Origin of the sequence: Micromonospora sp. NPDC051296 (genome assembly GCF_040682255.1) — a bacterium.
In the GTDB taxonomy this organism is placed as follows: domain Bacteria; phylum Actinomycetota; class Actinomycetes; order Mycobacteriales; family Micromonosporaceae; genus Micromonospora; species Micromonospora craterilacus.
Window position 1 is genome coordinate 1 of sequence record NZ_JBFBAO010000244.1, and the last position, 10,830, is coordinate 10,830.

Here is a 10,830-nt window from a genome sequence, read left to right on the forward strand (position 1 = left end):
GTCGCCCTGGCAGTAGCGGGCGATCGTGGCGGAGTCGAGCACGTGTTTCGGTAGCCGCAGCATGAGCTGGCGGGTGCCCCAGTTCGCCAGGTACACCGGGCGCCGTCGGGCAGCATCAGCCCCGGCACGTCGGCGGTGACCTCCGGATCCTGGTCCAGCGGCACCCGGTCGCAGCTGGGCAGGTTCGCCAGCATGTCCCGTGGGCCGCCGGTCGCTGCCGGCGTACCGCCGCCGCAGGCGGCCAGCAGGGGGAGCACGGCGACGGCGGCGACGAGGGCCCGGAATCTCACCGCAGCAGGATGCCACTTCATCGCAGCACCCGCCACCGTCGGACGGCGATCAGCAGCCCGGTGATGATCACAGCGGTGATCAGCATCAGCAGGATCGTCACCAGCGAGCCGTACGCGAAGCCGGAGAACTCGAAGACCTGGTCGAAGATGTAGACCGGTAGGTACAGGGTGGCGTTGGCCGGCCGGCCGTCGGTGAGCACGTACGCCGGCACGAAGTTGACCTGCAGGGTGAGGATGATGTCCCGCACCGCCAGCAGCACCAGCACCGGCGCCAGCAGCGGCAGGGTGAGCCGGCGCAGCTGCCCGAACGGCCCGCAGCCCTCCAGCGCCGCCGCCTGGTACAGCCGGCCGTCGAGCAGCCGGCGCGCGGCGAGGACCACGATGAACCCCTCGCCGATCGGGAAGGCGAGCATCAGCACCACGCCGATGCGCGCGGTGGTCGGATCGGCGAGCCAGTTGTACCCGGCATGCCCGAACAGCCCGAGGAACTGGTTCAGCGGCCCGTACAACGGGTTGAGCACCCACAGGAAAAGCACCGCCAGCGCCACGTCCGGGATGACCGTGGGCAGGTAGACGGCGGTGCGGAACCAGCGCCCGCCGGGACGCGGGGCGGCGAGCAGCAGGCCGAGCCCCACCGCGGCGAGGAACCGCACCGGTACGGCCAGCGCCACGTGGAACAGCGACGCCTCCAGGCTGTCCAGCAGGAACCGGTCGTCGAACAGCCGGCGGACGTTCGCCAGCCCGGTGAACTGCGGGTCGCGGGTCAGTCCGGTGTGGTCGGTGAACGCGTACCCCACGTTGAGCAGCGCCGGCACCGCGACCAGCAGGGCCACCGCGATCGCGTACGGGGCGAGGAACGCCCAGCCGGTCAGCGGTGGGCGGGGGCGGCTCACCGGCGCCGTCCGGTGGCCGCGTCGAACCGGTGCAGCCGGTCGGCGCGCAGCCGTACCTCGTCGCCGGGGGCGACACCGGGGCGGGGGCCGGTGCGGACGATCAGCCGGGTGCCGTCCGGGCAGCGGGTCAGCAGGATCGCCTCGCTGCCCAGCGCCTCCACCGCCTCGACGGTCGCGGTGAGGGGCCCCGCGTCGTCGAGCGTCAGGTCCTCCGGGCGTACGCCGAGCGTCAGCGCCGGATCGCCGCCGAGCACCCCGCCGCCGGGGACCAGGTTCATCGGCGGGCTGCCGAGGAACCCGGCGACGAAGGTGTCGGCCGGCTCGTCGTACACCTGCTGGGGTGGGCCGACCTGGCGCACCCGCCCGTCGGCGAGGACGACCACCCGGTCGCCGAGGGTCATCGCCTCGTGCTGGTCGTGCGTGACGTGGATGGTGGTGGTGCGCAGCTCCCGGTGCAGGGCGAGCAGATCCGCCCGGGTGGCGAAGCGCAGCTGCGCGTCCAGGCTGGCCAGGGGCTCGTCGAGCAGGTAGACGCTGGGGTCGCGCAGCAGCGCCCGGGCCAGCGCCACCCGCTGGCGCTGGCCGCCGGACATCTGGTCGGGGTAGCGCTCCAGCAGGTCGCCGATGCCGAGCCGCTCAGCGGCGGCGCAGGCCCGCCGGTCGGCCTCGGCCCGCCGGACCCGGCGCACCCGCAGCCCGAAGGTCAGGTTGCCCAGCACGGTGAGGTGCGGAAAGAGCGCATAGTCCTGGAAGACCATCGCCACCGCGCGCCGGTGCGGCGGCACCGCGGCGACGTCCGTGCCGTCGACCAGGACCTGGCCGCCGTCGGGTCGGTCCAGCCCGGCGATCAGCCGCAGGATCGTCGACTTGCCCGACCCGGAGGGCCCGACCAGGGTGATCAGCTCCCCGGCCCGCACCTCCAGGTCGATGCCGTCGACAGCGGTGGTCTTTCCGTACGTTCGGGTCAGCGCCGCCAGCCGGATGGTGCCTCGAGGCTCGGTCACTTGCCCGCCGGCGTGAACAGTGGACGGACGGTCTCCTCCAGCACGCGCAGCCCCTCCTCCCGGTCGACCCGGCCGTAGAACACCTCCTCCAGCAGCTTGTTCGCCTCCTTCTCGACTCGAGCCCAGGTGGCGGTGCGCGGGGTGGCGCGCAGGTGCGGTTCGGCGTCGAGGAAGACCTGCGACGAGCGCGGCGGCTTGGCCGGGTCCAGGAACGCCGGCGAGCCGGCCACGTCCAGCCGGGACGGGACGGTCCGGCCCGACTCGGCGAGCGTCTGCTGCCCGCTGGCACCCATCGCGTACTCGATGAACCGCCACGCCGGCCGGTGGTCCGGCAGACCGGCGCTCATGCAGTACGCGTCGCTGTGCAGGATCGACGCCGGCACCCCGCCCGGTGCGACCGGCAGCGACGCGACGTCCCAGGTGAACCCGGTGATGGTCCGCAGGGTGGGCACGGCGACCCGGCTGCTCAGGTACATGCCGAGGGTGCCGCGCAGGAAGCGGGCCTCGCTGGACTCGCTCTGCTCCTCCGCGTCTGGCGGGACGACCCGGTGGCGCAGTTGCAGGTCGAGGAACCAGTCGACGGCCTCGCGGGCGGCCGGGTCCTCGCGCAGCGTCAGCGTGGTCGGCCGGTTCTCGTCGTCGACCAGCTCACCGCGGTTGGACCAGACGAACGGCGCGAGCCGGGCGATGGACGCCTCCACGCCGACCCCGTACCGGCCGTCGCGGGTCAGCGCCTTCCCGGCGGCCAGGAAGTCGTCCCAGGTCCAGCCGGGTGCCGGCGTGGCGACGCCGGCGGCCTGGAACAGGTCGGCGTTGTAGTAGACGACCAGCGAGGACAGGTTCTGCGGCAGGCAGGTCAGTTCCTTCCCGTCGAACCGGAAGGCGTCCAACGCGCGCGGGCTGAAGTCGCTCTCCTTGATCGCGCTGCTGGCGTCCAGGTACGACTGCGCCGGCTCGATCGCGCCCTGCCCGGCGAACTGCCCGTACCGGCGGTAGTTCATCAGGAACACGTCCGGCGGTTGGCCCCCGGCGAACGAGGTGGTGAGCCGCGCCATCAGCTCGTCCTGGGTGGCCACCGGGGACAGGGTGACGTCCATGTCCGGGTTGGCGTCGGTGAAGTCGGCGACCAGGCTGCGGTAGCCCGCGACCTCCTCGGCGTCGCCGAACAGCACCACCGTGATGCCGGGCCGGTCCGCCTTCCCGTCACCGGAGGTGCAACCGGCGGTGGCGAGTGCGACGGTGAGCAGGGCCGCGCAGGCGCGCCGCCAGGTCGGGGTCATGGTCGTCCTTTCGATCGAAGCGCCGCCAACGGGTCGTCGGCCAGCAGGACCCGCTGTGCCAGCAGGAACACCAGCACGCACGGCGCGGTGGCGACCACGCTGCCGGCCATCAGCAGCGGCCAGTCAGTGGGGTTGAGCAGCAGGAGGAACCGCAGCCCGAGGGGCCAGGTGTAGCGGTCACCGCTGGTCAGGTAGAGCAGCGGGTCGATGAAGTTGGCCCAGTGGAAGGTGAAGGCCAGCACCGCCACGGCGAGCGTCGCCGGCTTGACCTGCGGCAGCGCCAGCCGCCGCCAGATGGTGAGCCATCCGGCGCCCTCCAGCCGGGCCGCCTGCAACTGGCTGTCCGGCACGCCGCCGAAGCTCCACGCGTACAGCAGGACCAGGAACGGGCTGACGGCCAGCGCCGCCGGTGCCAGCAGCGGCAGGTACGTGTTGACGACCCCGGCCAGCCGGAACACCTCGAACCGGGTCGCCCACACGGCGGTGACCGGCACCAGCAGCAGCACCAGCAGCCCGATCAGTGCGCGCCGCCGTGCGGGGCGGGACAACAGCCGCAGCCCGAACCCGGTAAGCGAGGCGACCAGCACGGTCAGCGGCACGGCCAGCGCCACCACCAGCGCGGAGTTCGCCAGATAGCGGAACAGCGGGACCAGCTCCGGCAGGCGGGCGTACGCGGCCGTGGTGGGTTCTGCCGGCCACAGCTCCAGCGTGCGGGGCGGCGGGGAACCGGTCGGCCGCAGCGAGCCGACCACCATGAACCACAGCGGGGCGACGAAGAGCGCCGCGACGAGGGCGGGCAGAACGTACCGCCCGAGCCAGCGCCCGACCACGCACTACCCCCAATCCGGTGACGGCCCGAATCTCGGGCCCCGCCGAACCTATGGACCGCTGTGCCGCCCGGTCATCGGGCACCTGTCGAAGATCTTCATTCCGGCCTGCTACGCCTGTCGGAGCCGGTCACGCCTCCGGCCGGTGATGGCCGGTCAACCGGGCCAGCTTCAACGCCAGGTGCAGGCAGAGCCGCTCGGCGCCGTCCTTGAGGTCGGTGCCGGCGAGTTCCTCGATGCGTTGCAGGCGGTAGTAGAGCGTGGTGCGGTGCAGCCGCAGCTCGGCCGCGGTGGCGTGGGCGTTGCCCGCCAGGTCCAGGTACCGCTCCAGCGTCGCCAGCAGCGCCTGGTTGCCCGGTGCGGGCAGCAGCCGCGCCAGCCCCGGGTGGACGTCGGCCACCGTGAGCTGCTGCTCGCCGAGGCGGGCCAGCACGCGGTAGATGCCCAGGCCCGACCAGAGCACCACCCGGCCCAGCGTCGGCAGTTGCGCGCCGATCCGTGCGGCGTGCAGCGCCTCGGCGTACGACTCGACGACGTCGGCCAGGCGCGGCCTGGTCTGGCCGACCCCGACCACGGTCCGCTCCACCGAGCCGAGGCTCCGGGTGACGTGTTGCAGGTCGTCGTCGAGATGCCGGGCGGCGACCTCCGGGGTGGGCCGGCCGGCCGACGGTTCGGCGGGCAGCAGCAGCACCCCGTGGTCGTGCCGGACCAGGTGCAGCGCCTCCCGGGTGCCGGCCCGCCGTCGGGCCGCCACCAGCGACTGCTCCAGGGCGATCCGGGCCCGCTCGTCCGGCTGCCGCTGCCGGGGCGCGACGAGACGGGCGACGAGCGCGATCCGTGGCCCGTCCGCGGCGATCATCCCCGCTTCCAGCAGCGCCCGGACCGCCTGGTCGCGGGTGTCCGGGCTGTCGGCGAGCAGCGTCCACGCCGCCTCGGCCTCGCTCTGCGCGGCCAGTTCACCGAGCAGGTTCTCCCGGTACAGGGCCAGGGACAGCTCCTTGAGCAGCCCGGTCGCCGCCAGGTCGACGTCGGCCATGGTGCCGTCGGAGTCGATGAACCAGACGAACCCGAGCAGCAGGTCGTGGTGGCGCACCGGCACGCACAGCCGGGGCATCAGGTCCAGCTCCGGGCAGGCCGGCGTACGAACCGCCGCCCGGGCGTCGGCGATGCCGAAGTCGCGGAGCCAGGCGATCACCTCGGGGACGGTCTGCCGGCGCAGGATGGACGCCCGGCGGACCTCGTCCACCGGCCCGGTCTGTTCGCTGTAGACGACGACGCGCTGCCGTCGGTCCTCGATCAGGGCGGGACGGCCGGCATGGGCGGCGACGGCATCGACGATGCGTTGCAGTTCGACCCGCACCAGGCCCCCTTCCACTGAGCCAGACCACGGCGCTCGGGAACGGCTCGGCCCGGCCATCATGATCAGGATCCTGTCTACACTGGTAGAGAGCGCCCGACCAGGCCCGTCCGTTACGGATACTGGGTGTTACGGCCTCCGGCGTCGGATCTGGTGCCTAGGCTCGACGGTGATGAGCCCTTCACCCCTGCGGGTTCCGGGTGATCTGCTGGTGCACCTGCGACGGGCCCGCGACCACCTGGACCGCCACTACACCGAGGCGCTGGATCTCGCGGCCGTCGCGGCGGTCGCCGGCATCAGCAAGCACCCCAGCCAGCCCGAGCTGCAGGTGAACCTGACCGTGCCCGGGCCGCCGCTGTCGCCGGAGGTGGCCGGCATGTTCCGCCGGGCGCAGGACGAGGGCAGCCTCTTCGGCATCGGCCTGGGCGTCGACGACTGCCGCAAGACGTACGACGAGCTGCGGGCCAAGGGAGTGGAGTTCCTCCAGGAGCCGGAGGAGCGCCCGTACGGGGTGGAGGCCGTGGCCCGGGACAACTCCGGCAACTGGCTGGTGCTGGTGGAGCCGCGGGAGTCCACCCCGGCCGACTTCGACTGAGCAGATGCCTATCGGGGCGCATTCGTGGTAACCCACGCGCGACGACCCGCGACGCGCCCATGCGTCCCGACCGAGGAGTTGGCACATGACGGCCACGGTTCCCGACGTGATCGACCGTTACTACCGGGTGATCGGCGAAACGGACATCGACGCCTTCGTCGCCTGTTTCGCCGACAACGCGATCGTCGCCGACGAGGACCAGACGTACGAGGGGCCGGCAGCGATCCGCGCCTGGCGCGAGCGGACCGCCGCCGAGTTCGCCTACGACGCCGTACCGGAGCAGGTCGAGGAGGAGGCCGGCGGCAACTTCGTGGTGACCACCCTCGTCACGGGCACCTTCCCGGGCAGCCCGGTCCGGCTGCGGCACCGCTTCACGATCCGCGACGGCCTGATCGGCGCCCTGGACATCCGACCGTAGCGGAGCGGGTCCGTTACACCACCCTGCCCGTCCGACCGACCGGGCACGGCGGCGGTCAGCGCCCGGGTACTTCCATCTCGCCGAGTTCGGACCAGTCGTCTTGCGGAATCGTGAAGTTGACGATGCGGGGCGTCTCGGCGAGGTGCGGCGGCAAGGTCTGCTGCGCCTGCTTGAAGTGCTCGGACTGCACGTGCGCGGCACCGGCATCCCCGTTGCGGAACGCCTCGACCAGCACGTACTCGGTCGGGTCGTCGACGCTGCGGGACCAGTCGAACCACAGGCAGCCCGGCTCAGCGCGGGTGGCCGCAGTGAAGTCGGCGGCGATCTCCGGCCACTGGTCGGCGTGTTCGGGCAGCACCCGGAACTTCGCGGTAATGAAGATCATTTGAAGGTCTCCCGTCCCGGGTTGCCCCGCGTGGCACCGATTGCCGTTCCACCGTATCCGCCGGTGGACCGGCGTCACGGCCCGCCCCGGGTGATCAGCCGTCGGTGCAGCCGTGGGGTGTCGCCGCCTAAGGGGCGGCGAGCGTGAAGGCGATGCCGGGCGGGCATAGGGTCTGGGCGTGCCCGCTGAGCCTTTTCGCGTCGCCGCTGCCGTCTACGGCATTCTCCGTGACCGGAAGCGGGTACTGCTTATCCGCCGTTCGGCGACCGGCTACCGCGACGGTCAGCTCAGCCTGCCGGCCGGACATCTTGACGGCGGTGAGGATGCGGTCACGGGTCTCGTGCGGGAACTGCGGGAGGAACTCGGGATCGAGGCTGATCCGCAGAGCTGCCGTCTTGCACTGCTCATGCACTCCGCGCCGGAGCACTCCGAAGGTCGTGAATACTTCCACCTGTTCTTCTCGGTAGATCGCTGGAGCGGCGAGCCGTTCATCGCCGAGCCCGGCAAATGCAGCGAGCTGTGCTGGGTGGAGGCTTCGGCGCTGCCGTCGGACCTCGCCGACTACGTGACAGAAGGGCTGGCGGCAATCGCACGAGGCGACTCGTTGACATTGCGTGGATGGTGACGCGCCGGGTGCTGAGGCGGCCGCCATGCGGGCGGCCGGGCCGGGGAACCCCGGGTCCCGGCCGTCCGCGTGCTGGCCGCGGGCGAAACTACGGGTCAAGCGGCTCGATCCAGATGTTGCGGTACTGGACCGGGTCGCCGTGGTCCTGCAGCCGGATCGCGCCCGTCGCCGGACCCTCGGGCCGGCTGCCGCCGGTCAGGCCCAGGATCTCGACGTCGTCGTGCACCGTGACGCCGTTCCAGACGAGGGTGACGCGCGGGTTCTCGATTTTGTTGCCGGCCGCGTCGTAGCGGGCCTGCCGGTAGACGATGTCGTATGTCTGCCAGGTCTGCGGCGGCCGCGCCGCGTTCACGTCGGGGGCCTTCTGCTGGTAGATGGCCGCGGCGTCGTTGGTCTGCGGCGGGTCGATGCCGAACGAGTCCAGCACCTGGATCTCGTAGCGGTCCTGCAGGTACACACCGCTGTTGGCCCGTGCCTGGCCGGTCACGTCCGGCGGGTACAGCGGCAGGTTGAACTCGACGTGCAGGCGGAAGTCGCCGAATGCCTGCACCGTGCGCAGATCCCCGTTGCGTACCGTCATGGCGCCGTTGGCGACCGCCCACTCGGGCTCGCGTCCGTCGGTGTGCTGCCACTCGGTGAGGTCGCCGCCGTTGAACAGCGTGATGCGCTTGCCGTGCGGCCGGACGGCGAGCACATCGAGGTTGACGTGTCCGGAGTCCGCGGCCTCCTTGCGGTACTCGACCAGGTTGCGGCCCTTGTTCAGGGGCACGGTGGTGATGACGGTGGCCCACTCCTTCCAGGTGACGGTGGAGGGGAAGACCGTCTGTTCGATCCGTTCACCGTTGACATACAGGCTCAGTTGCTTCTGACCCGAGTAGGGGTTCGGGCCGTTGCTGTAGCGCATCGCCAGGTCGTACGTGCCGGCCTCGCGAACGTCTACGGAGATGCGGGTCGACGAGCCGTCCGAGGCGAAACCGGCGGCGAAGCCGGCACCGGAGTAGGCGGCGTGGTCGGTGGCCATGCCGACAGCGACCGTTCGGCCCTCCTCGGCCTCGAAGAACGTCTGCGGCTGCACCACTCGGCCCGGGATCTCGTTGAGCGTGTACCAGGCCTCAGTGTTCCACAGCTCCTCGCCGTCAGCGGATGAGAACGGACGCGGGGAGCGTACGTGCACCACGCGGCTCTCCTTCAGGCCCGGGATCTTCAGCTTGACGGTACGGCGGTCGCCCGACAGCTCGGCCTTGCTCACCGTGAGTGTCTCCAGCTCGAGCTTGGGCCCGCCGTACTGGCTGGTGGCGCCGTAGCGCCACTGCGTCACCTGGTACGCGTCGGCGAGCTGCTGTGCGGTCTCGGCCGACAGTGGCTTGGTGTACTCCAGCTCGAATCCGACATGCGAGGCGCGCATCTGCTTGACCTCGAAGACCGAGGTGCCGTTGGGCGAAAGCTTCTGCAGGCCGTAGGTGAGCTTGCCCTCCTGACCCCAGTTGCCGCCGGCGCCCAGGCCACCCACGTAGATCGCGCCGTCGGGGCCGAGGGTGACCTCGTTGACGCCGGCCTCCAGGCCCTGGGTGTGCCGGAAGACGGCACCCTGGTACTGCCCTTCGATCTTCTCGAGGAACACGCGCTGGAGGCCGCCGTAGGTCACATCGCCGACGACCACCTGCCCCGCGTATGGGCCCTGCTTCAGCAGCACCGGGGTGGACGGTGAGTTACCGATCTCGTTCTGCGGGAGCCAGACGATGGGACGCGTGACGGGCTTGTCGTCGAACGGGCCCGCGGGCGTCGTGTAGTGGTTGTAGAACGCGCCATCCTGGATTTCGACCAGCTTGGACGCGGGCAGCCAGCCGCCCTGGTTGTCCGTGACGAAGACCTCGCCGCGCGGCCCCCACCCGATCCCGTTGGGGGTGCGTAGCCCTCCGGCGACGTAGGTGATCTTGCCGGTCTTGGCGTTCACCTTGATCGAGGTACCACGGTTCGGCGCGGGCTGCGGCACGGTGGTGGCGCCACCGTAGTTGATTGCCACCGAGAGGTTGAGGTGGAAGTACCCGTCCCGGTAGAGCAGGCCGAACGCGAACTCGTGGAAGTTGCCGCCCCACGGCCAGGTCGCCACCGTCTTGTAGTCGTCCGCTTGGCCGTCGCCGTCGGTGTCGCGCAAGGCCGTCAGCTCGTGCTTCTGGCTGACGTAGACCGTGCCGTCGACCACCGCCACGCCTTGGGGTTCGCGGAGCCCTTCCGCGAACTTGCGGTACGTAACCTGCTCGGGCGTGGTCTGGCCGGTGACGCTCTCGACCACGTAGATCTCGCCGGTCGCGTTGTCGGTGCCGCCCCAGGTCGAGATAACCAGGTCGCCGTCGGGCCTGAAGGCCATGCCGGTGACTTGCGGCCGGAACCCCTCGGGGCGCAGGTCGGTGAGGGTGTAGCCCGGATGCACCCGGTCGAGCGGCAGGCCGTCGCCGGCCGCGTCGGTCGCGCCCTCGCAGTACTTCCACCCGGGGGCGGTGACGCGTACGACGCCGGCGTCGGTGCTCAGCGCGGCGGTCGGCACGAGCGCGAAGCCGTCGGCGCCGGGGGGCCGCCACTCGAGCCGCAGCACCTGGTCGCCGCCGTTCTCGAAGTACTCGACGAACAACGGGTGCAGACCGGCGCTCAGGGTCACCGATCCCTCTCGGGACGTCTCGGCGTGCAGGCCGTCGTGGTCGACGACGAGCTGACCGCCGATCGTGAGGCGGGACCCGTCGTCGCTGGTGAGCCGGAACGTGTAGTCGCCGTCGGTCGGCACGGCGAGGTTCGCGATGACGTGGGTGATGAATCGGTCGGACAGGCCGAACTGGTCGGTGGTGGTCCAGTTGATCTGCGGCATGAGCTTGTCGACGTTCGGCGTCTGGGCGGGCTTGAGGGTGCACAGTGCCGCCAGCGGAACGTTCATGTCGTACGAGCGCAGGGTGACGCCGGGTTCCTGCGGCGGGACGTCGGCGGGGACGGGTGCGGCCGTGGCCGAGGTGACGGGGGCGGCGGCGAGCAGGGTCGCCAGCGCGGCACCCGCAGCCGCGAGCGCGGCGCGACGGCGCCCGCGCCATCGGGTCGGTGCGGTCAAAGGTTCCTCCTGTTTGGTGGGGGCCCGGCCGTGAAGGGGCGGTGCACCTTCCTTCCCTGGAC

Annotated in this window: 11 protein-coding genes; 3 read left to right on the forward strand and 8 right to left on the reverse strand. The window is 71.4% G+C overall.

All coding sequences use genetic code 11. From position 1 onward, the window contains the following. From AB0M52_RS23055 to AB0M52_RS23080, 6 genes are all read right to left on the reverse strand, one after another. Nucleotides 1–290 (reverse strand): hypothetical protein (locus AB0M52_RS23055; RefSeq protein WP_363957147.1); only part of this gene is annotated, 290 nt, incomplete at its 3' end. A 17-nt stretch (nucleotides 291–307) separates the two neighbouring features. Then, nucleotides 308–1,183 (reverse strand): sugar ABC transporter permease, encoded by an 876-nt coding sequence (locus tag AB0M52_RS23060; protein ID WP_363957150.1) that lies wholly within the window; start codon nucleotides 1,181–1,183, stop codon nucleotides 308–310. Beyond that, nucleotides 1,180–2,187, reverse strand: a complete 1,008-nt coding sequence (locus tag AB0M52_RS23065) for an ABC transporter ATP-binding protein (protein ID WP_363957153.1) — start codon at nucleotides 2,185–2,187, stop codon at nucleotides 1,180–1,182. Before AB0M52_RS23065 ends, AB0M52_RS23060 begins: the two co-directional genes overlap by 4 nt. Then, the gene (locus tag AB0M52_RS23070; protein ID WP_363957156.1) at nucleotides 2,184–3,467 is read right to left on the reverse strand and encodes a sugar ABC transporter substrate-binding protein; all 1,284 of its coding nucleotides are present in this window, start codon (nucleotides 3,465–3,467) and stop codon (nucleotides 2,184–2,186) included. Before AB0M52_RS23070 ends, AB0M52_RS23065 begins: the two co-directional genes overlap by 4 nt. Continuing rightward, on the reverse strand, nucleotides 3,464–4,297 hold the full coding sequence (locus AB0M52_RS23075; RefSeq protein WP_363957159.1) for a carbohydrate ABC transporter permease: 834 nt from the start codon (nucleotides 4,295–4,297) through the stop codon (nucleotides 3,464–3,466). Before AB0M52_RS23075 ends, AB0M52_RS23070 begins: the two co-directional genes overlap by 4 nt. 127 nt (nucleotides 4,298–4,424) lie before the next feature. Then, the gene (locus AB0M52_RS23080; protein ID WP_363957163.1) at nucleotides 4,425–5,654 is read right to left on the reverse strand and encodes a helix-turn-helix domain-containing protein; all 1,230 of its coding nucleotides are present in this window, start codon (nucleotides 5,652–5,654) and stop codon (nucleotides 4,425–4,427) included. A 169-nt stretch (nucleotides 5,655–5,823) separates the two neighbouring features. Here AB0M52_RS23080 and AB0M52_RS23085 point away from each other — a divergent pair, with 169 nt between their 5' ends. After that, on the forward strand, nucleotides 5,824–6,246 hold the full coding sequence (locus AB0M52_RS23085) for a VOC family protein (protein WP_363957165.1): 423 nt from the start codon (nucleotides 5,824–5,826) through the stop codon (nucleotides 6,244–6,246). A gap of 85 nt (nucleotides 6,247–6,331) precedes the next feature. Next, the gene (locus AB0M52_RS23090; RefSeq protein ID WP_363957168.1) at nucleotides 6,332–6,664 is read left to right on the forward strand and encodes a nuclear transport factor 2 family protein; all 333 of its coding nucleotides are present in this window, start codon (nucleotides 6,332–6,334) and stop codon (nucleotides 6,662–6,664) included. A 55-nt stretch (nucleotides 6,665–6,719) separates the two neighbouring features. On the opposite strand, the gene AB0M52_RS23095 is transcribed toward AB0M52_RS23090, so the two are convergent. Continuing rightward, on the reverse strand, nucleotides 6,720–7,049 hold the full coding sequence (locus AB0M52_RS23095) for a putative quinol monooxygenase (RefSeq protein ID WP_363957171.1): 330 nt from the start codon (nucleotides 7,047–7,049) through the stop codon (nucleotides 6,720–6,722). A 178-nt stretch (nucleotides 7,050–7,227) separates the two neighbouring features. Here AB0M52_RS23095 and AB0M52_RS23100 point away from each other — a divergent pair, with 178 nt between their 5' ends. After that, nucleotides 7,228–7,674: an NUDIX domain-containing protein gene (locus tag AB0M52_RS23100; RefSeq protein ID WP_363957173.1), complete on the forward strand. Its 447-nt coding sequence runs from the start codon at nucleotides 7,228–7,230 to the stop codon at nucleotides 7,672–7,674. A gap of 88 nt (nucleotides 7,675–7,762) precedes the next feature. On the opposite strand, the gene AB0M52_RS23105 is transcribed toward AB0M52_RS23100, so the two are convergent. Next, complete coding sequence (locus AB0M52_RS23105) at nucleotides 7,763–10,768, reverse strand: family 16 glycoside hydrolase (protein ID WP_363957176.1); 3,006 nt, start codon at nucleotides 10,766–10,768, stop codon at nucleotides 7,763–7,765. Nucleotides 10,769–10,830: the final 62 nt, after the last annotated feature.